At 36.3% G+C, this 19,180-nt stretch carries 19 protein-coding genes; 12 read left to right on the top strand and 7 right to left on the bottom strand.

Annotated elements, in window-relative coordinates; all coding sequences use genetic code 11:
• Positions 1–12: 12 nt before the first annotated feature.
• The 9 genes from ACSHW7_RS00970 to tsaB all read left to right on the top strand — a co-directional run bounded on the left by ACSHW7_RS00970 (position 13) and on the right by tsaB (position 9,198).
• Positions 13–537 (top strand): DUF420 domain-containing protein, encoded by a 525-nt coding sequence (locus ACSHW7_RS00970; protein WP_435677446.1) that lies wholly within the window; start codon positions 13–15, stop codon positions 535–537.
• Between the two features lie 24 nt (positions 538–561).
• Positions 562–795 (top strand): hypothetical protein, encoded by a 234-nt coding sequence (locus ACSHW7_RS00965; protein ID WP_435677445.1) that lies wholly within the window; start codon positions 562–564, stop codon positions 793–795.
• A 346-nt stretch (positions 796–1,141) separates the two neighbouring features.
• On the top strand, positions 1,142–1,879 hold the full coding sequence (locus tag ACSHW7_RS00960; RefSeq protein ID WP_435677444.1) for an ABC transporter ATP-binding protein: 738 nt from the start codon (positions 1,142–1,144) through the stop codon (positions 1,877–1,879).
• Positions 1,872–3,116 carry an ABC transporter permease gene (locus ACSHW7_RS00955; RefSeq protein WP_435677443.1) on the top strand — a complete coding sequence of 415 codons (1,245 nt, stop codon included), beginning with the start codon at positions 1,872–1,874 and terminating at the stop codon, positions 3,114–3,116. The genes ACSHW7_RS00960 and ACSHW7_RS00955 overlap by 8 nt, the downstream gene beginning before the upstream one ends.
• On the top strand, positions 3,109–4,383 hold the full coding sequence (locus tag ACSHW7_RS00950) for an ABC transporter permease (protein WP_435677442.1): 1,275 nt from the start codon (positions 3,109–3,111) through the stop codon (positions 4,381–4,383). The genes ACSHW7_RS00955 and ACSHW7_RS00950 overlap by 8 nt, the downstream gene beginning before the upstream one ends.
• A 178-nt stretch (positions 4,384–4,561) precedes the next feature.
• Positions 4,562–5,725: an efflux RND transporter periplasmic adaptor subunit gene (locus ACSHW7_RS00945; RefSeq protein WP_435677441.1), complete on the top strand. Its 1,164-nt coding sequence runs from the start codon at positions 4,562–4,564 to the stop codon at positions 5,723–5,725.
• Between the two features lie 65 nt (positions 5,726–5,790).
• Entirely contained in the window at positions 5,791–7,236 is a 1,446-nt protein-coding gene (locus ACSHW7_RS00940) for a TolC family protein (RefSeq protein WP_435677440.1), read from the top strand.
• A gap of 1 nt (position 7,237) precedes the next feature.
• Positions 7,238–8,527, top strand: a complete 1,290-nt coding sequence (locus ACSHW7_RS00935; protein ID WP_435677439.1) for an efflux RND transporter periplasmic adaptor subunit — start codon at positions 7,238–7,240, stop codon at positions 8,525–8,527.
• Positions 8,527–9,198: a tRNA (adenosine(37)-N6)-threonylcarbamoyltransferase complex dimerization subunit type 1 TsaB gene (gene tsaB / locus ACSHW7_RS00930; protein WP_435677438.1), complete on the top strand. Its 672-nt coding sequence runs from the start codon at positions 8,527–8,529 to the stop codon at positions 9,196–9,198. The genes ACSHW7_RS00935 and tsaB overlap by 1 nt, the downstream gene beginning before the upstream one ends.
• On the opposite strand, the gene ACSHW7_RS00925 is transcribed toward tsaB, so the two are convergent.
• Together ACSHW7_RS00925 and ACSHW7_RS00920 are read right to left on the bottom strand one after the other, a co-directional pair.
• The gene (locus tag ACSHW7_RS00925) at positions 9,185–9,916 is read right to left on the bottom strand and encodes a hypothetical protein (protein WP_435677437.1); all 732 of its coding nucleotides are present in this window, start codon (positions 9,914–9,916) and stop codon (positions 9,185–9,187) included. The genes tsaB and ACSHW7_RS00925 overlap by 14 nt on opposite strands.
• 93 nt (positions 9,917–10,009) lie before the next feature.
• The gene (locus tag ACSHW7_RS00920) at positions 10,010–11,068 is read right to left on the bottom strand and encodes an endonuclease/exonuclease/phosphatase family protein (RefSeq protein ID WP_435677436.1); all 1,059 of its coding nucleotides are present in this window, start codon (positions 11,066–11,068) and stop codon (positions 10,010–10,012) included.
• Positions 11,069–11,116: 48 nt separating this feature from the next.
• Here ACSHW7_RS00920 and ACSHW7_RS00915 point away from each other — a divergent pair, with 48 nt between their 5' ends.
• The 3 genes from ACSHW7_RS00915 to ACSHW7_RS00905 are packed head-to-tail and all read left to right on the top strand — an operon-like array spanning position 11,117 to position 13,345.
• Complete coding sequence (locus ACSHW7_RS00915; RefSeq protein ID WP_435677435.1) at positions 11,117–12,346, top strand: NAD(P)/FAD-dependent oxidoreductase; 1,230 nt, start codon at positions 11,117–11,119, stop codon at positions 12,344–12,346.
• A 34-nt stretch (positions 12,347–12,380) separates the two neighbouring features.
• Entirely contained in the window at positions 12,381–12,785 is a 405-nt protein-coding gene (locus ACSHW7_RS00910) for a DUF4174 domain-containing protein (protein WP_435677434.1), read from the top strand.
• Positions 12,786–12,814: 29 nt separating this feature from the next.
• Complete coding sequence (locus tag ACSHW7_RS00905; protein WP_435677433.1) at positions 12,815–13,345, top strand: DUF1697 domain-containing protein; 531 nt, start codon at positions 12,815–12,817, stop codon at positions 13,343–13,345.
• Between the two features lie 5 nt (positions 13,346–13,350).
• Here ACSHW7_RS00905 and ACSHW7_RS00900 read toward each other — a convergent pair whose 3' ends face one another.
• The 5 genes from ACSHW7_RS00900 to ACSHW7_RS00880 form a co-directional block, all read right to left on the bottom strand.
• The gene (locus tag ACSHW7_RS00900; protein ID WP_435677432.1) at positions 13,351–14,127 is read right to left on the bottom strand and encodes a heme ABC transporter ATP-binding protein; all 777 of its coding nucleotides are present in this window, start codon (positions 14,125–14,127) and stop codon (positions 13,351–13,353) included.
• Entirely contained in the window at positions 14,127–15,113 is a 987-nt protein-coding gene (locus ACSHW7_RS00895) for a FecCD family ABC transporter permease (protein WP_435677431.1), read from the bottom strand. The genes ACSHW7_RS00900 and ACSHW7_RS00895 overlap by 1 nt, the downstream gene beginning before the upstream one ends.
• A gap of 31 nt (positions 15,114–15,144) precedes the next feature.
• Positions 15,145–16,023, bottom strand: coding sequence for a heme/hemin ABC transporter substrate-binding protein (locus ACSHW7_RS00890; RefSeq protein WP_435677430.1), 879 nt, complete (start codon positions 16,021–16,023; stop codon positions 15,145–15,147).
• Positions 16,024–16,078: 55 nt separating this feature from the next.
• Positions 16,079–18,448: a TonB-dependent receptor gene (locus ACSHW7_RS00885; protein ID WP_435677429.1), complete on the bottom strand. Its 2,370-nt coding sequence runs from the start codon at positions 18,446–18,448 to the stop codon at positions 16,079–16,081.
• Between the two features lie 93 nt (positions 18,449–18,541).
• Complete coding sequence (locus ACSHW7_RS00880) at positions 18,542–19,075, bottom strand: hypothetical protein (protein WP_435677428.1); 534 nt, start codon at positions 19,073–19,075, stop codon at positions 18,542–18,544.
• Between the last annotated feature and the right edge of the window lie 105 nt (positions 19,076–19,180).

The following is a 19,180-nucleotide window of genomic DNA, read 5'->3' as shown; positions in this document are numbered from 1 at the left end:
TTATTTTAAAATATGTCAAAAGTAGCAATATCAAAAAAATACACCGTTTGGATTTGGATTTTATCTATCGTAATTCCAATAGCAGTTGCAGTTTTGTTTACGGTGAGAATTCCTGGAGTGGAGCGTATGGGTTTTTTACCACCTATATATGCTACTATTAATGCAATCACGGCGATATTGCTCATTGCCGCAGTACTGCAAATCAAAAAAGGAAATAGAAAAACACACGAGCTATTAATGAAAAGCGCAATAGGTTGTTCTGTGCTATTTTTGTTGATGTACGTGGCGTATCACATGACTTCAGATTCTACGTCTTATGGCGGGGAAGGTGTGATTAGGTATGTATATTTCTTTTTATTGATTTCACATATCCTTTTGTCGATCACGGTCATTCCATTTGTGTTGATTACGTATGTGAGAGCGATTTCGGGAGATTTTGTTAGGCATAAAAAGCTGGCTAGAATTACGTTTCCGTTATGGCTGTATGTTGCGGTTACAGGAGTGATTGTTTATTTTATGATTTCACCCTATTATTAAAATACTTGCTCACAAATTCTATTTATGAAAAAAGGTATCATATTCTCTACGATTGCAATCTTACTCTTCGCAATACCTGCCGAGGCGCAATGCGCTATGTGCCGTGCCGTTCTTGAAAGTGAAGAGAGCAACACCATGGCTAAAGGAATTAATAACGGGATTATGTATTTAATGATTTTCCCTTATTTGCTCGTTGGTGGAATAGGCTACATGATTTACCGAAACCGTCAAAAAAATAAAGCTCAAGACAATTCTTAAAATCTTTTTTCGCTTCGGAAATTTGTTTTGTTTTAAAATTTCCGAAGAAACACGTAGGCTTTTATTTTTAACAGTACTTTGATTTCTTTTTCAGAATTATCAATTTTCAATTCCATTATATTTCCGAAGAAGAAGTTTTTTAGAATCGTGAAGGAATCTACTATTGCCCTTCATCGATTCTTTTTAAATTGATTTAACATTATTTTAAGAAATCAACTGTAACAATAAATCCTTTAAAGAGTCTTATTTTAAATAGACTAGCAACCAAGTATCCCCAAAGTCTTAACAATATTTTTACAGTTTATAATTTAATAGACTGTTATTTTGCATTTGCAATACAAAACCAATGATTGAAATAAGAGACTTACATAAATCGTATCACATGGGGAGCAATTCCTTACATGTGCTCAAGGGTATAGATTTTTCAGTAAAAAAAGGAGAAATGGTTTCTATTATGGGCTCTTCGGGTTCAGGAAAATCTACCTTTTTAAATATCTTAGGAATGCTTGACGAGGCAGATAGCGGTACGTACCATTTGGATGGTAAACCCATTAAAAATCTTAATGAAAAAGTAGCCGCAAAATATAGAAACCAGTTTCTTGGTTTTATATTTCAATCTTTTAATCTTATCAATTATAAGTCGGCTTTAGACAATGTGGCAATGCCTTTGTATTATCAAGGTGTAAAGCGTGCTGAGCGTATGGACAAAGCCTTACACTACTTAGAAAAAGTAGGGCTGGCAGAATGGGCGGGACATTTACCAAATGAATTATCTGGAGGTCAAAAGCAACGTGTAGCTATAGCACGGGCATTGGCAAGTGATCCAAAAGTATTATTAGCAGATGAGCCAACAGGGGCATTGGACACGCAGACTTCTTACGAAGTGATGGAGTTGATTCAGAACATTAATGACGAAGGGAAGACTATTTTAATCGTGACTCACGAGGATGATATTGCGCACATGACCAAACGTATTGTCAATTTAAAAGATGGATTGATCATAGACGACTCTGTAGTGAAACAAGTTCGAGCAAGTGAAGCAAAACAAAGACATCTCCATTTAAAACAGACTTCGAATGTTTAATATTGAGCGCTGGCAAGAAATATTTGATACCATCCGTAAAAATAAGTTACGTACTTTTTTGACGGGGCTTTCTGTGGCTTCGGGTATTTTTATATTAGTGATTTTGCTTGCCATTGGTCAAGGGATGGAAAATGGAATAGGGCAAGAATTTCAAGATGATGCAGCCACACGTATAAGTGTATGGACAGGTGTTACCGCAGAAAGTTATAAAGGGTTAAATCCTGGCAGACGTATTGAAATGGATAATGATGACTATGCGCTGGCTGAAAGAAAAAATATTGACCAATTAGAATATAAATCTGGCGTCTATAGTGTATGGGGCCAGTTAGCTACTTACGGCAAGGAATCTGGAAGTTATCGCATTGAGGGAGTAAAAGGCGATTATCAATTTTTGGAAAACGAAACAATGACTTCTGGCAGATATATCAATGAAAGTGATTTAGTAAATAACGAAAAAATTGCCGTCCTTGGTAACAGAGTATATCTAGACTTGTTTAAAGGTAAAAATGCGATTGGTGAATATATTGAAATTTCAGGAATCAACTATAAAGTTGTAGGTGTTTATACAGACCCTGGAGGAGAGCGTGAAGAGACAAGAATTTTCATTCCGCTTACAACGGCACAACGCGTTTATGCCGCCGGGAATAAGTTAAGGTCTATGGTTTTTACGCTTGAAAAACAAGATAAATTTGAGGATGCACTTGCTGCTTCAGAAATTTTCTCCGCATCGTTAGAGTCAGATTTAAAACAAAAACACACCATTTCTCCCACAGACGAAAGAGCCATAAATATTAATAACACACTAGAAAACGCAAAACGATTTTTTGATTTAATTGCTATGATTCGTGGGTTTTTCTGGGGAGTGGGTATTTGTACCATTATAGCAGGAGTAGTAGGAGTGAGTAACATTATGCTCATTATTGTAAAAGAGCGTACAAAGGAAATTGGCATTCGGAAGGCAATTGGCGCACAACCACTTTCAATTATAGGTATGATTTTGCACGAGTCTATTTTTGTGACAGCGATTGCAGGATTTTTAGGACTCATTTTTAGCCTTATTCTTCTCGAATTTGTTGGGCCTTTAATTGAGAGTGATTATTTGTTAAATCCATCGGTTGATTTTGGAGTTGCAATCACCACAGTTATTATTTTGATTGTAGCCGGTGCAATTGCAGGATTTATTCCCGCAAGACGCGCAGCAAATATTAAACCTATTGTAGCCCTAAGAGATGAGTAAATTATTTAGCAGAGATAGTTGGACCGAAATCATTGAGGCATTAAGCAGCAATTGGTTTAGAACCCTATTGACAGCGTTTGGTGTTTTGTGGGGAATATTTATATTGGTCATTTTGCTGGCTGCAGGTAACGGACTCGAAAATGGTGTAAAACAAGGTTTTGCCGGTATGGCAACGAATTCCATGTTCATGTGGTCTCAAACCGCTTCAAAACCATATAAAGGATTACCCAAAGGACGACGTTACAATTTTAAAATTAGTGATGTTGATGCTATAAAAGAGAGTGTCCCTAATTTACGTTACGTATCGCCACGAAATCAATTGGGCGGTTTTAGAGGAGCAAATAATGTAACTCGTGGTTTAAAAACTGGCGCGTATAATGTATATGGCGATTACCCCGAAATCATCCAACAACAACCCATGAATATCGTTACGGGTAGATTTATAAATTACTCAGACATTGATGATAAAAGAAAAGTGGCTGTTATTGGTGAGTCAGTTAAAACAGGGCTTTATGATCTAGGCGAAGAGGCAATAGGATCTTATATAAAAATCAACGGAGTTAATTTTTTGGTGATTGGTACCTATACAAAAAAGGCAAATGGAGGCGGTGACGCAGAAGAAGCTCAAAAAGAAATATTTGTCCCATTTACATCTTTTTCTCAAGCATTCAATATGGGAGAAAATGTAGGTTGGATGGCAGTAACGGCAGAAGATGGGTCTTCTATTACAAGTTTAAAAGAGCTGGTTTTTGATGTCATAAAATCTAGACATAGTATTGATCCAACAGATGATCGTGCGGTTGGGCATTTTGATTTATATCAAGAGTTCAGTAAGATTAACGGACTTTTTATTGCGCTAAATGCCGTGGCCTATTTTGTAGGAATACTGGTCTTGCTTTCAGGAATTATCGGCATTAGTAATATTATGCTTATTGTGGTGAAAGAACGAACGCGAGAAATAGGAGTTCGAAGAGCATTGGGTGCGACGCCCTGGGCGATACGATCGCAAATATTATTAGAATCTATTTTCTTGACAATCATTTCTGGGATGGCGGGCATCGTTTTAGCATCAGCTTTATTGGCATTGGTAAACTCAATTATGGATGGAATGGACACCAGTGAAATGATGTTTTTAAACCCATCGGTCAATATTGGAGTAGTGTTTATTGCGCTAATTATTTTAATAGTTTCAGGATTATTGGCGGGATTGATTCCCGCACAAAATGCGATAAGAATTAAACCTGTTGATGCATTAAGAACCGAATAAATGATGGGTTAGCTTACGCGAAAACGTGACCCAAATGACCCCTTTGTAAGAACATGATTTGTAAAATAACAACGAAAAATTAAATTCATAGAAATTTCCGAAGCACTAAAAAAGCTTTTAAAATTGACAACCTTTACGTATAACCAATTAAAACAACCCTGAAAAGTCGGGCAGTACCATGAAAAAAACAGGAACCATAATAATTCTTCTCGCTATTGTAGTGCTATTTGTAGGAGCCATGTATTGGCTTTGGTCAAAAAATGCCGAAGACCCAATCATTTACACAACCGAATCTCCAACGATGGAAACAATCGTCAAGAAAACGGTGGCTACGGGTAGTATAACGCCAAAAGAAGAAGTACTCATAAAGCCAAATATTTCAGGGATTATCGAAGAAATTTTTGTGGAAGCCGGAGACATTATAAAAAGTGGTGACCTCATTGCAAAAGTAAAAGTAGTGCCCAATGTAAACACGTTGAGCACGGCTAAAAATAATATAAATGGAGCAAGAACGAGTGTGGAAACTGCCCGTTTGGCGCTAGAAAGTCAGCGTAGCATTTACAATCGCCAAAAAGAATTATTTGACAAAGGGGTTATTTCTGCAAATGAATTTGACCAAGCACAGTTGAGTTTTGACCAAGCGCAACAACGTTACAATCAAGAAAAAGTAACCTTGCAAGGAGCACAACAAACTTTTGAAATTGTTCAAACAGGAACTACTCGTGGCTTAGGAGCTTCAGCAAATACTGAGATTAGAGCAACTGTTTCGGGGATGGTTTTAGATGTGCCTGTAAAAACTGGGAATCAAGTAATTGAATCAAATAACTTTAACGACGGGACAACAATTGCTACTATTGCAGATGTCGATAAAATGATTTTTGAAGGAAAAGTAGATGAAAGTGAAGTGGGTAAAATTACAGAAAATCTACCTCTTGAAATTACCGTTGGAGCTATTGAAAATAAAAAGTTTGATGCAGTTTTAGATTATATAGCCCCAAAAGGGGTGAGTGAAAATGGAGCTATACAGTTTGAAATTAAAGGTACGCTAGCAAAACAAGACACTACATTTATTAGAGCCGGATTAAGCGCAAATGCATCCATTATATTAGAAAAAGCGGAAGATGTTCTAGCAATAAAAGAAGCATTGGTGCAATATGACCCCAAGACAAAAAAACCTTTCGTAGAAGTCTTGGTTGGAGATCAAGAGTTTGAAAGAAAAGATATTGAGCTAGGCGTAAGCGATGGTCTCAATGTAGAAATCAAGAGCGGGATATCAAAAGACGACAAAATTAAAGTTTGGAATCAATTAAAGGCAGCACCTGCATTTGGAGGTCAAGGATAATTTTTTGAGAAGCCGTCTGTAACAATATTAAATAACTAAAGACAAATATTGCAACACAATCAATCATGAAAAAATTAATAGTATTCCTTTTTATAGGTGTCATTGCGTTTAATGCTCAGGCACAAAATAAAAAATGGACATTAGAAGAATGTATCATTCATGCACTTGAAAATAACATTTCTATTCAACAAAGTGAGCTTGATGTTGAACTTTCTGAAATTGAAAAAACAGCAGCGATTGGTAATTTTTTACCCACATTAAATGCAAGCGGAAGTGTTTCTGAAAATACTGGATTGAGTTTTAACCCAGTTACAAATAACGCACAAACAGCTACCATTCTTTCTGCCACTGGAAGAATAAATGTGGGCTACACTCTGTTTGATGGTCTAGCAAATTTTAGACAATTACAGCGTGCAGATATTTCAAAACTTGCAGCTGAGTATCAACTGGATAAAATGAAAGATGACATTGCGCTATTTGTAGCCAACGGATATTTACAAGTTTTGACCAATAAAGAAAATTTAAAATCGGCGCAAGCTCAGAATCTGGTTACGGTTGACCAAATTGACCGCACAAACCAATTGGTTGACGCAGGCGTTCTGCCTCGAGGAGATTTATTAGAAATTCAGGCAACAAATGCAAGTGAGCTTCAAAACATTGCTGTTTTAGAAAATGCATTAACAATATCACGCATTAGTTTAGCGCAATTGTTGTTAATCAAGGATTATAAAAATTTTGATGTTGTTGATGAAGGATACGATATCATAAATTCTGAAATTTCAGATAAAAGCGTTGAAGAATTAATTTCAGCAGCCAAGGAAAATAGAAACGAAGTTAGAATAGCCGAAGCTAATGTTGAACTGGCAAAAAAAGATTTGCAAATTGCTAGGTCTTCCTATTATCCTTCATTGAGTGCTTTTTTTGGTTACGATACAAGATATACAAATGCAACGTCGTTTGAACAAGCGGTTGACTTAGATAACCCAATAATAACTGAGCAAATTGGTATTGTAGAAGAAACAGGGCAAGCGGTAATTGGTGAATTTCCAAATACAATTAACAGGATTTCCACTCCAGATCCATTTTTTGATCAAGTGTATCAAAATGATGGAATCTCTTACGGATTGCAATTGAATATTCCTATTTTTAATGGATTTCAGGTTAAAAATAATGTAAAGCGAAGCAAGATAAATATTGAACGTTCTAAATTTTTATTGGAACAGGCTGAACTAGATTTAGAGAGCAATGTATATCAATCTTTTGTGGACGCTAAAGGTTCTTTAAAAGCGTATGAGGCTGCTCAAAAGGCGGTTGAAAGTCAAGAATTGGCTTACCAATATGCAAAAGACCGGTATGACGCTGGAGTTACAAATGCATTTGATTTTAGTCAATCAAAATTGAGATATGATAGTGCTGTCATTTCATTAAATAGAGCGAAATACGATTATATTTTTAAGATAAAGGTGCTAGAACTTTATTTTGGAGTTCCAGTAACCGAATTAAAATTTTAATATGAAGAAAAAAACACTGTACTGGCTTCTTGGAATTATTGCTGTTCTTCTCGTAGTACTAGTGGGAGGGAAAAAAGCTGGTTTATTCGGAAATACGAACAAGGGTAAAGAAGTGGAGATAGCAAAAATAACTCCAATAGATATTATTGAAACAGTAGCCGCAACAGGAAAAATACAACCCGAAGTTGAGGTCGCTCTATCTTCTGAAGTTTCTGGGGAAATAATTGAGCTTCCCATTAAAGAAGGACAACAAATTAAGAAAGGAGAACTTTTAGTAAAAATCAACCCAGATTTAATCCAAGCTGCCGTAAGTCAATCTCAAGCAGGTTTGCAAAATGTAAGAGCACAATTAGCACAGGCAGAAGCTTCGGAAAGAAATGCACGTAGTAACTACGACCGTAATAAAGTGCTTTTTGAAAAAGGAGTGATTTCAAAATCAGATTGGGATCGAGCTGTGGCAGAATTTGAAGGAGCACAAGCAAATGTGAAAAGTGCCTATTACAGTGTGCAGAGTGCTGCGGCAAACGTAAAGCAATCTAAAGATAATCTTTCAAGAACTTCAATTTACGCACCTATGTCTGGGACTGTTTCAAGATTAGCGGTAGAACTTGGAGAGCGCGTAGTTGGAACAGCTCAAATGGCAGGTACTGAAATCGTTCGAGTAGCAGACCTCAATAATATGGAGGTTGAAGTTGATGTTAATGAAAATGATATTGTAAAAGTAAACGTTGGCGACGAAACTATTGTTGAAGTGGATGCATATCTAAAAAGAGAATTTAAAGGTGTCGTTACTGAAATCGCAAACTCAGCGCAATCAACATTAACCGCGGATCAAGTGACTAATTTTAAAGTGAAAGTGCGAATATTGCCAGAAAGCTATGCAGATTTATCCGAAGGAAAACCTGAAAACTATTCACCCTTTAGACCGGGAATGACTGCTACTGTAGATATCATTACCGAAAAGAAAGAAAAGATAATTGGAATTCCAATTAGTGCAGTTGTAATAAAAACAGATACAACTTGTTCTAAAACAAAAAGCACTTCATCAAAAATTGAAAGTGCAAGTGAAGAGAAATATGAAGTTGTATTTGTAAAAAACGGGGATAAAGCAAAACTAAAAGTAATCACAACGGGGATACAAGATGATAGTAATATTGAAATATTGTCTGGACTTTCAGAAAATGATGAAGTGATTACGGGCCCATACAATACAGTTACCAAACTATTAAAATGTGACGATTTGGTAAATGTTACAGAAGAAGAAGCGGATATTAAAGAAGTAGAAGAATAATGGCAACAATACTTTGTATTGAAACGGCAACTACAAATTGCTCCGTGGCGCTTTCGGTAAACGGAAGCGTTATTGCCTTACAGGAAGACAATCCTTCAAACACAGAAGGCAAAAAATTCTCCCACGCCGAAAAATTACATAATTACATAGACGCAGTTTTAAAAAAAGACGCCATCACAAAAAGCGATATCGAAGCCGTAGCGGTTAGTAAAGGGCCTGGTTCTTATACTGGGTTGCGCATAGGTGTTTCGGCAGCAAAGGGGCTTTGTTATTCGTTAGATGTACCTTTAATTTCAATCCCTACAATGCAAAGTTTAGCAATGCAAGTTGAAGAAGATACCACCGTGATTACCATGCTAGATGCGAGAAGGATGGAGGTCTATTCGGCTGTGTTTAATCCAAGCAAAGAAATGATTCGAGAAACGCAAGCTGAGATCATAGATGAAAATTCCTTTGAGAAATATCTTTCCCTCGGAAATGTAACTTTCATTGGAGATGGGGTAACAAAATTTAAAGAGATTTGTAACCATCCAAATGCAATTTTTAATGAACAAGCATTACCATCTGCTAGAGAAATGGCAGCAATAGCCGAAATAAAACACAAAAAAAACGACACCGAAGATGTCGCTTATTTTGAACCGTATTATTTAAAAGATTTTATTTCGAACTAACCGATGAAAGCGTGTTCTCATAATATTTTAAGACACTAATCAAATCTTTTTCGTTGTCCATATCTAAATCATTGTCTTTTACATATTTCTTTACCAAATCCTTATTTTCTCCAAAAACATTGAATTTTTTAGATTTTGATTTCGGCATTTGATAAAATTTACCTGTTTTGGTAACAATGTAATATGTTAACTCATCCTTAAATTTTGCCGGTACACTTTGCGTCAATGTGTTTTTTGACTTTCGCTCTGGAGTAAACTTTTTCTCAAGCTTTTCATAAAGGTTTATTTGTGAACCCTCATAGTTTACCCTGAAATAACCTCCTCCTTCTATACCTCCTTGATAAGGAACAAAAACAAATATTTCATTGACAATTTTCACATATATGTCAGGAGATTTTGTTAGTGGTTTGGCATCTTCATCATCGGCTGTTAATGATTTTTTCACCTCAATTTCATCGGCGATTGCATTGTAACGCAGTCCCACGTTAGTTGCAAGCAATTTATCGTTTTTATAAATTGAACCGTTAAGATAGGATGGATTGTTGTAGGGAGTTCCTGTGTAACTATTTGTGTCTTTAAAGTCAATTCCTTTTTCACTCCTCTTAACGTACTCGTCAAGAATTAATAAATCGCTTGTAAATTGTTTGTCCCAGTATTGCGCTTTCGTTGCACCACTAAAAAGACAAATGAGCAGTACTGTAATTATTGATTTTTTCATAACTATATAATTTATTGTTTAGGATAAAATTACCTCGCTTTTACCCTTTGCACAAGTTCACTAAGTCGTGATTTATAAATTATAGGTGGTCATTTATGAATAACAATAATTTTTTGTTGAAGAAACCATTTCTAAAATTTCTTCCACTCTTTCCTCATCCTCATGTTCTAACGGTTTGGTTTTTGGTGTTGCTACTTTTTTTTTACTATGTATTTCATAATACATCCCAAAGTGATCACTACCAAAATTTTTTGACCGCTCCATTTTACCTACAAATAAATCCTCTGTATGAAAAAGGTGGTCTAAGGGAAAACGCATAAAACGATATTTTGCGTGATAGGTGGGGAAGAAGCCGCGACCTACACGAGGATCAATCATACTTGTCATTTTCTTGAACAATCGTGTCGTTCTGCTCCAAACCACATCATTCATGTCACCACAAACAATGGTGGGCATATTTCTTTCTCTAATGATTTTTCCAGTAATCATAAGCTCAGCATCACGTTCTTTGCTCGTTTCGTTTTCTGTAGGACTGGGAGGTGCCGGGTGGAGGCAGGCAAAAAAGATATTCGTTCCCTCGGTTAATTTATAGTCGAAAAAGATTGATGGAACATCTTCCTCTATTTGGTATTGTGTCGAAATGTTAGATAGCTCATGCTTTGAGTACAAATGCATTCCATAAAAATTTTCTAAAGGTATTTTTACAGTATTTGGATATTTTTTTTCTATTTCTGAAACTCCATTTTCCCAATCCTTATTACTTTCCATTATAAGCACTATATCTGGATCATGGCTTTCTATTTCAGATAAAAGCAAATCATATCTATTGTTTGATTGAAGCACATTTGCGGCAAAAATAGAAACCATTCCTTCGCTTTCTCCATGAATGCTCTGTTCCTTTGTTAGCGAACTATATCGATACACTTTTAGAAATTGATAGATGATTACAACAAATAAAAGTGCCATTAAAACAACGTCAAATACCGCGTTAAAATTTCCGAAGTACGCCAATAATGACAAACAAATAACCTCAATTGCAATGGATTGAAGGCGCACAAAATCGGCAGTTCTAAAAAACCAATGAGGATGTTCCGTCGCCGGCAAGAATGGCGAAATGATAAAAATGAAGCTGATGATGTAGAGAATAATCATGGTTGTAAAAGTAACGGATTCTCAAATATTTATGACTAATTTTGGCAGATGCTTAACAACTTTGATGTCATTATTGTGGGTGGTGGTGCCGCTGGGTTTTTTACAGCAATAAACGCTGCCGAAAAGAATCCGAAACTAAGCATTGCCATTCTAGAAAGAGGAAAAGACGTTTTAGGTAAGGTCAAAATCTCTGGTGGTGGTCGTTGCAATGTTACGCATGCCGAGTTTGTTCCAAAACCACTTTCGCAAAAATATCCTCGTGGAGAAAAAGAATTGCTCGGCCCTTTTCACTCATTTATGACGGGCGATACCATTACGTGGTTTGAAGAAAGAGGTGTGGAATTAAAAATTGAAGACGATGGGCGCATGTTTCCCGTGAGCAATACTTCGCAAACAATTATTGATTGTTTTACTGCTGAAATTTCTAGGCTTGGAGTAACGTTGCTCAAAAGCCATCCCGTTAAATCGATTTCAAAGACTGAAGAAGATTGGCATATTACTACAGCAACTGAAACCTTTAAAACCAAAAAAATAGTAATCGCAACGGGAAGCAATCCCAAAGTATGGAAATTACTCGAAGATCTAGGACACACTATTATTCCGCCAGTGCCATCGCTGTTTACTTTCAATATTAAAGATGGTCGCATTGCTGAACTTCCGGGTGTTGCGACAGATGTAATGGTGCAAGTCATCAACGAAAATGGTAAAGTAGCACTAGAAAGTGAAGGCCCGTTATTGATCACACATTGGGGAATGAGCGGACCGGCGATTTTAAAATTATCTGCTTGGGGCGCACGAGTTTTAGAAACGATGAATTATGAGTTTACGATACGAATAAACTGGTTGCAGGATGCTTCGGAAATGGAACTATTGGAAAATCTTTTAGCGATGAAATTAGAGAATCCAAAACAGACACTTTTCAAATATGCTCAGTTTGAATTGCCAAAACGACTTTGGCAAAGCCTTTTAAGAGCAACGGGAATTTCCGAAGAAGAAATTTGGGCAGATATTTCTAAAAAGAAACTTCAAAATTTAGCCAACCAATTGGTAGCCTCTCAATTTGAAGTCAATGGGAAAAGTACTTTTAAGGAAGAATTTGTAACGGCAGGAGGCGTTGTTTTAAAGGAGGTCAACTTTAAAACCTTTGAAAGTAAATTGCATCCCAATCTATTTTTCGCTGGCGAAGTTTTAAATATCGATGCCATTACAGGAGGATTCAACTTTCAAAATGCATGGACGGGAGGATATATTGTTGCGCAAACTTTGGCAAAGCATTAAAACTACTTTAAGAAATCAAAGCGTAATTTTAAGCATGAAATATTTCTTATTATTTATCACTTTAATTTCTTTTGTTATGAACGCTCAAGACTTGAAAAAACACCAATGGCAAAATAGGCTTATCATCATTTCCTCTCCCACGTTTGAAAACCAAAAAGCAGCGTTACAGCTGAGTTATTTAACAGATGAGACTATGAATCTTCAAGACAGAAAATTGATAGTTTATCACGTTACAAACACTGGCTATACTACAAATTTTAAAGAGGAAATCATTCCATCTATAAATAGTGAATTTGAAATTGAAGAATTTACTGTGTCTCTAATTGGGCTTGACGGAACTCAAAAATACGAAGCAACTTCCCCGCAACCCGCATCAGCTTTCTTTAATCTCATTGATCAAATGCCCATGAGAAAGGCAGAGATTAAAAATAGAGAGTAAACTTAAAAGATGAAAAATATTTTTAGATTTTGAAAACTTACATCGCTCTCCTCCGCGGCATCAATGTTGGTGGTCACAAGAAATTTACTAAGGCGGAACAGTTAGAAATGTCTCTTACGCTTGGTTTTACGAATCCTAAAATATATCTCCACACAGGAAATTGGATATTTACTTCGGAAGCTAAAAGTGAGGTTGTTGCAAAGCAAATTGAAACTGCGATTACTAGCAAATATGGTTGGGAAGTACCTGTTTTGGTTTTTAAGGCTTCGGAAATTTCTAATATTTTTAATGCGTGTCCCTTTTCAGAAGAAGTAAAAGAGAAAAGTTATTTCACGTTGTTAGATTCAAACCCAAATAAAGAGAATATCAAAGTTTTATCTCAATATAGTTATCCCAATGAAGCATTTTTTATGGGAGAGAGGTGTGTTTATTATTATCCAATTCACGGTGCGGGAAAGGCGAAAATGAGCAATAATTTTTTTGAAAATAAATTGAAAGTGACCGCCACTTCCCGAAATTATAAAACCATGAATGCAATCGTGAAAATGATGATTCTTTAATATTATTATTCGAAAAACATAAAAAAGGAGTCTTTATCTTTATGAATCACAGGTTGTAAACCATATGCTTCTTTTATATTCTTGACACTCAAAACTTCATGTTTATCTCCAGAGGCGATTACTTTCCCGTTTTTTATTAGAACGATGTGATCTGCGAATTTTGCTGCTAAATTGAGGTCATGCACAACTCCCACAACGACAATATGTTTACTTTTGAGCAATTCGACAATCTTGTGCATAAATTGAAATTGATAATAGGTGTCTAAAAAAGTGAGTGGTTCGTCAAGTATAAGATACCTGCATTGCCCCTCAACAGGAAACCATAGTTGCGAGACTACTCTTGCAAAATGTACGCGTTGTTTTTCTCCTCCGCTCAACGTCGGGTATTCTCTTTCGGACATATCGAGAACATCAAAAAACTCCATAGCTTGTTTGCAGGCTTCTTCGTCTTTTTTTGTGGGTTTTACCGAAAAATGCGGATATCGCCCCATCATGACCACTTCTTTGACTTTTAATGGAAATGCTATATCTACATTTTGGGACAATACCGCGCGAATTTTGGCGAGTTCTAAATTTGATTTTTGTTTTATAGTTTCGTTTCCGTAGAAAACGGTTCCCACGTGCGGTTTTATTTGATTACAAATAGCTTTGACCAATGTAGATTTTCCAGCACCGTTGGGACCAATGATGAGGTTGAGTTCGCCAGGTCTAAAGGTAACATTGACATCATTGAGAATGGGTTTGTTACCTATTTTGTATGTTAAGGATTGTACGCGTATCATTAAAATAGATAGTTTTTCTTTTTCAAAAGAATAATGAAAATGGGTACTCCAATTATTGAAGTGACAATGCCAATGGGTAATTCGGCGGGTCGTAATACCATTCTAGAAAGTAAATCTGCCGAACACAATAATAGTCCTCCCAAAATGGCACTATTACGAATCAAAAAACGATTGTCTGATCCGTTGATAATGCGTAAAAGATGTGGGACAATAAGACCAACAAAACTAATCACTCCTACAAAGGCGGTCGCCACAGCAACCATCACTATGTTGATGAGTAGTATTTTCCATTTGAGCGATTTTAAGTTGATACCTAGAAATTGTGCTTCTTCCTCTCCGATCATCAATGCATTTAAATGTTTTGCATACCTTAAAGAAATTAGAATTCCAAAAACTGTAGTAATACCAACAATAATAACCGATGACCAATTGGCACCACTCATGGTGCCCAAATTCCAAAATACGATAGACCTAGCTTGTGGATCTCTGGCGATATAACTTAAAAATCCCACACCACTCAAAAACAATGCATTGATAGCGATACCGGTAAGTAAAAGTGTGACAATAGAACTTTTTCCATCATGTCTTGATTGTGATAATAAGAAAACAAGTGCTGTAGAAATAACACCTCCCAAACATGCAGCAAAAGGCAATGTCCAAGTACCCGCATTAAAATTAAATGTAGCACCTAAGGCAAAATAAAGTGCAGCCCCAAAAGCCGCCCCACTTGAAGTGCCAATGAGTCCAGGTTCAACAATGGGATTTCTAAAAAGTCCTTGGAGTAATGCGCCGCCAACGGCAAGACTTGCTCCTACAAATACACACAATATACCTCTTGGCAAGCGTATAGACATAAAAATACGTTCGTTGAGGTTCATCGTATCATCGAGCGTAAACTGTTTTTGTAATGCCGAAAAAATTTCATCAATCGACAAAGAAACAGCACCATATCTTATAGAACTTAGTAGTATAATTACTAAAAGCAAAAAAAGGATAGTGGATAAATATGTGTTTTTACTATTGGACACCTTCATTTTTATATATAAGTTGTTGTAGCTTGAGGATATTTTTACCCGTTCTTGGCCCCAGATAAACCATATCGTGCTCTTCTACGCGATAGACACGACCATTTTTAAATGCCCTCGTGGTTGCAACGCCTGGTAAGGATACTATTTGCTCTTTAGATTCAAGACGGTCGTAGCCAAAATCAGTCAGTAATATAACATCTGGGTCAGATTTTGCAATAACTTCTGGTGATAGTTGCATCATTCCACGCTCGCCTTCAACAGCCATAGTGCCGCCCGCCCATTCTATCATTTTTCCCGCTGTGCTCGATTGTGTCATCACTAAATAAATATTTGAAGCTTGTCCAAAATGGATGACCAATACTTTTGGCTTTTCTGGAAAGGAGTTTATATTGTTCAACACTTTTTCCATGTCTGAGTTTAAAGTTTCTACGAGCTGTGCTGCTTTAGTTTCGGCATTAAAATATCGTCCCATTTCAGTTATTAATGAGTCTGTCCCTGCAATGGTATTTTCATAATGCCCAAATTGCTTCATAGGTATTTGTAACTCCTTTAATTGGGTTATCACGTGTTCTGGCCCTATATTGTTATCTTCCAATATGAGCGTTGGCTTCATTGCTAAAATAGCTTCGGCACTGAGTGCGCGGTGGTATCCAATGGTTGGAAGTTCTTTTATTTTAGGCGGAAATGTGCTCGAAACATCAACGGCAACAATATTTTCTTCGGCATTAAGGGCGTAAATAATTTCGCTGTATTGTTTAGAGATGCAGACAATTCTTTCTTCGTTTTCCTCTTTTTTGTCTTCATTTTTAAATCTTCCGCAGTTATAAAAAAGCAGAAGTATTGGTATGATAATTAGTATCTTTTTCATCTTTTTTGAATTTAATTATCTGCGGAAATGTGACTTACATTTCCGCAGATAAAATTTATAAATTATACTTCACCTGAAGGCCACCGTAGAAAAAAGTATCTAGCGGTGCAGGGATATATGCGTCGTCCAATTGGTTTATAAACAACATATTGTAGTATTGAGTGCCAGTGATATTATCCGCCCCGGCATAAAGGTCAATATTGAATTTCCCAACGTTTTTTCTGAATCCTAATTTAGCATTCAGTAAACTAAAGGAATCGGCAACGTTGAGCCCGTCTGATGTAAAGGGGACAGCATCACGGTAACTATAATTAATATTTCCGTAGAGACCGGGAAGCGTGTTAAAATCAACACCAGCATTTAAAACCACTGGAGCAACACCTGCAACATCATTACCGCTATAATCTGCAAAGAAAATATTGCCGTCTCTGTCAACAGATTCGTAGGTGTAATCTTCGTATTTAAAATCTGAATACGATGCATTAATATAAGGATCCACACTAACAAAGAATCCGCTGTTGGATTGATAAGCATTGTATTTTAGTAAAGCTTCAACCCCTTTATTGTTGAGTTGCCCACCATTGGCGATATAGCTATACGCCGTAGTATTTTGATCCAACGGAACTGCCACCGAAGTAAATTTATCCTTAAAAATAGCTTGGAAAAGTGCCAATTGATAGTTTAGACGGTTGTTCATCAAAACACCTTTACTACCTATTTCAAATTGGTTTCCTTGCTCTGGAACCAGTCCGGTGTTGAGTGTTCCGGTAGTCGAGATTATTACATTGCCACTTACCGGTGCATTATACGCTTTGCTGTAAGAAGCATAAATAGAGAGATTGTCGTTAAAAATTTTATTGACAGCCAAATGTGGCGATACAAGGTTTTTATAATCTGCCGAAACAGTTCTCGCTTTTGAACTTGTAGGGTCGTATAAGCGGTCTTCAAGGTCTAAAAACATTGAGCTGCTCCCTAACCCTGCGGTTATAGACACGTCGTAGGGTAAATTTAAAACCCACTCCGTAAATAATGTATATGTTTTTGAACGTGCAAATTGATTGCTTCGGGCGGCTCCAATGATATTATATCCTTCAGGATTTGAGGGATTTTCTACCATTCCATATCCTACGACCTTTGCTTGTTGTTCTTGAAATTCAAGACCTGTGCTCCCGGTTAGACTAATTTCAGAGCTTAGATCAAAAGAGAGGTCGAACGATGATCGTGTTCCATAATTTACAGGATTTTTTTCTGAATAGCCTCCCGCAGAACTAGTATTACTACTTGAACCAGATCCAAAAACGGTTGTAGTATTTGACAACCAATTATTGAAAGAATACGTATGACTTAATCCTGCTCTAAAACTGATTACTTCGCTATGCGCGTCATTTTTAATATAACGTTCATTACCGCTATAATCTTGATTTTCAAATTGGTCGATTGTTAATTCTCCAGCGCGTTGGTCATAACTATTGCTAAATCCAAAATATGTGCTAATCGTTTGTCGCTCGTTTGGCTTGAAATTAAAAACAGCGTTGATAAAATCTTTTGAAGAAGCATTATGCACAAAAAAACCATCCGAAATTTGATGCCCATAATTCAACAACAAAGAAGTTTCGTTTGTCGCTGTTTGAAACTGTGTGGTAAATCTTGCCAAGCCATACTTTCCAGCAATTACTTTTTGACTTATTGAAGTTTCGCCAATTTTGGGTTGAATAGTTTTTAAGTTTACCACTCCAGAAATTGCAAATCCATATAGAGAACCCGCAGGGCCTTTTATCACATCCACATCGCCTATAGAACCAAAATCTATGTCGTCTAAAAGAGTGACACCTTCGGCATCTGTAATTGGAATGTTATTGTAATATACTTTATAACCCTGACCATCAAAGTTATTGGATGCACCTCTAAAGCCTACACCATTTCCATAGCCGCGAATATTAAATTGTTGACCCGAGGACACACCACGGCGGGTAAGGGTAACACCTGGAACGTTTGCATTAACTGCGTCGTCAAGATATAATCCCACACCTCGTTCCAGTTCTTTACTTTCCAGTTGGACTTCAGAAATGGGTTTTTCAATCTGCCTTTTATTGTCATTTATTACTCCCGTAATTTGGATTTCATCTAAGTCATTTAGAGAAGGGGTTAATGCAACGTTTAGTGTTTCATTACAATTAGTTGTTTTTACAATATTGGTTTTGTAGCCAATGTAGCTAATGGTTAAGGTCATACTTCCATTACAAGGCACTGTAAAAAAACCATTGTTGTTTGAAGTTGCAATGGTCTCACCGTTGTATTCTATTTTTGCGCCAGAAAGAGCTATGTTATTTGAGGCGTCTATAATTTTTCCTGTTAGTTGTGCATTTTGTCCAAATATTGGTGCACAAAGGAGTATCCCAAAAAGGGATAAATATAATTTTATCATTTTTTAAATTTTATAGTGTAACAAAAAGTGCGGGCGAACATACACTAGTATGCCGCCGCAGCTAAAAAGCAAATCAATGCTTTAGTGGATTAACTATAAAATTTGTTTGGGTGGAGGACTTGAAACTTCAAGCCATCTTTGGGTAAGATTACTGTTATAAAAAAACAGTGATTTTTCTTTTTTCTTAGAAAAGCAAATACCTTCTTGTTGCGCAAATACGTTTTCTTTTGTTACGTATTTGAATGCCTTTACGGGAGCGTGCCTTCGGTTTTTAGATTTGTCTTTCTTGTTGTTTTTTGCGTCTTTTTCAAAATCGGCAATTAATTGATACTCTTCCGCATCTGTAAGACAATAATATACTGTGGTTTTTGAATCGGTTTTTTCAAAATGAACCACATCATACATCATTTCATTATATCTAAACTCTTCATCATTTTCCCATGTGAGTTCATGTTGATTTTCAGAATTTACGACGATGGTTGTAAGTTCACTATCTGGGATTCCCTTTTTAATATTGTGAATGATTTCTCTTCTAATTTGGCGTTGCTGAAATTTAAAAATCAGATAACTTCCACCAATGTTGATAGAGAATATAAATAAAAGTGCTATGGAAAGATATTGTTTCAATTAGTCAAATTTCAGAAAAACCCTTCAACTAAACAAATTTTGAAAAGAAAATCATTTATATAGTAACAATACTAGCGAAATCAATACCTTTTTTGTTTCATGGAT

This window comes from Patiriisocius sp., assembly GCF_051252435.1.
Taxonomy (GTDB): Bacteria; Bacteroidota; Bacteroidia; order Flavobacteriales; family Flavobacteriaceae; genus Patiriisocius.
Note: the sequence above shows the minus strand (reverse complement) of the source record. Positions and strands in the feature narration are given on the sequence as shown.

What these genes read in the sequence shown, in the direction of transcription:
- ACSHW7_RS00915 (WP_435677435.1), top strand. Translation starts at nt 11,117, where the DNA reads ATGCTTAACAACTTTGATGTCATTATTGTGGGTGGTGGTGCCGCTGGG.
- ACSHW7_RS00935 (WP_435677439.1), top strand. Translation starts at nt 7,238, where the DNA reads ATGAAGAAAAAAACACTGTACTGGCTTCTTGGAATTATTGCTGTTCTT.
- ACSHW7_RS00955 (WP_435677443.1), top strand. Translation starts at nt 1,872, where the DNA reads ATGTTTAATATTGAGCGCTGGCAAGAAATATTTGATACCATCCGTAAA.
- ACSHW7_RS00920 (WP_435677436.1), bottom strand. Translation starts at nt 11,068, where the DNA reads ATGATTATTCTCTACATCATCAGCTTCATTTTTATCATTTCGCCATTC.
- ACSHW7_RS00910 (WP_435677434.1), top strand. Translation starts at nt 12,381, where the DNA reads ATGAAATATTTCTTATTATTTATCACTTTAATTTCTTTTGTTATGAAC.
- ACSHW7_RS00940 (WP_435677440.1), top strand. Translation starts at nt 5,791, where the DNA reads ATGAAAAAATTAATAGTATTCCTTTTTATAGGTGTCATTGCGTTTAAT.
- ACSHW7_RS00960 (WP_435677444.1), top strand. Translation starts at nt 1,142, where the DNA reads ATGATTGAAATAAGAGACTTACATAAATCGTATCACATGGGGAGCAAT.
- ACSHW7_RS00925 (WP_435677437.1), bottom strand. Translation starts at nt 9,916, where the DNA reads ATGAAAAAATCAATAATTACAGTACTGCTCATTTGTCTTTTTAGTGGT.
- ACSHW7_RS00890 (WP_435677430.1), bottom strand. Translation starts at nt 16,023, where the DNA reads ATGAAAAAGATACTAATTATCATACCAATACTTCTGCTTTTTTATAAC.
- ACSHW7_RS00945 (WP_435677441.1), top strand. Translation starts at nt 4,562, where the DNA reads ATGAAAAAAACAGGAACCATAATAATTCTTCTCGCTATTGTAGTGCTA.
- ACSHW7_RS00885 (WP_435677429.1), bottom strand. Translation starts at nt 18,448, where the DNA reads ATGATAAAATTATATTTATCCCTTTTTGGGATACTCCTTTGTGCACCA.
- tsaB (WP_435677438.1), top strand. Translation starts at nt 8,527, where the DNA reads ATGGCAACAATACTTTGTATTGAAACGGCAACTACAAATTGCTCCGTG.
- ACSHW7_RS00950 (WP_435677442.1), top strand. Translation starts at nt 3,109, where the DNA reads ATGAGTAAATTATTTAGCAGAGATAGTTGGACCGAAATCATTGAGGCA.
- ACSHW7_RS00900 (WP_435677432.1), bottom strand. Translation starts at nt 14,127, where the DNA reads ATGATACGCGTACAATCCTTAACATACAAAATAGGTAACAAACCCATT.
- ACSHW7_RS00965 (WP_435677445.1), top strand. Translation starts at nt 562, where the DNA reads ATGAAAAAAGGTATCATATTCTCTACGATTGCAATCTTACTCTTCGCA.
- ACSHW7_RS00970 (WP_435677446.1), top strand. Translation starts at nt 13, where the DNA reads ATGTCAAAAGTAGCAATATCAAAAAAATACACCGTTTGGATTTGGATT.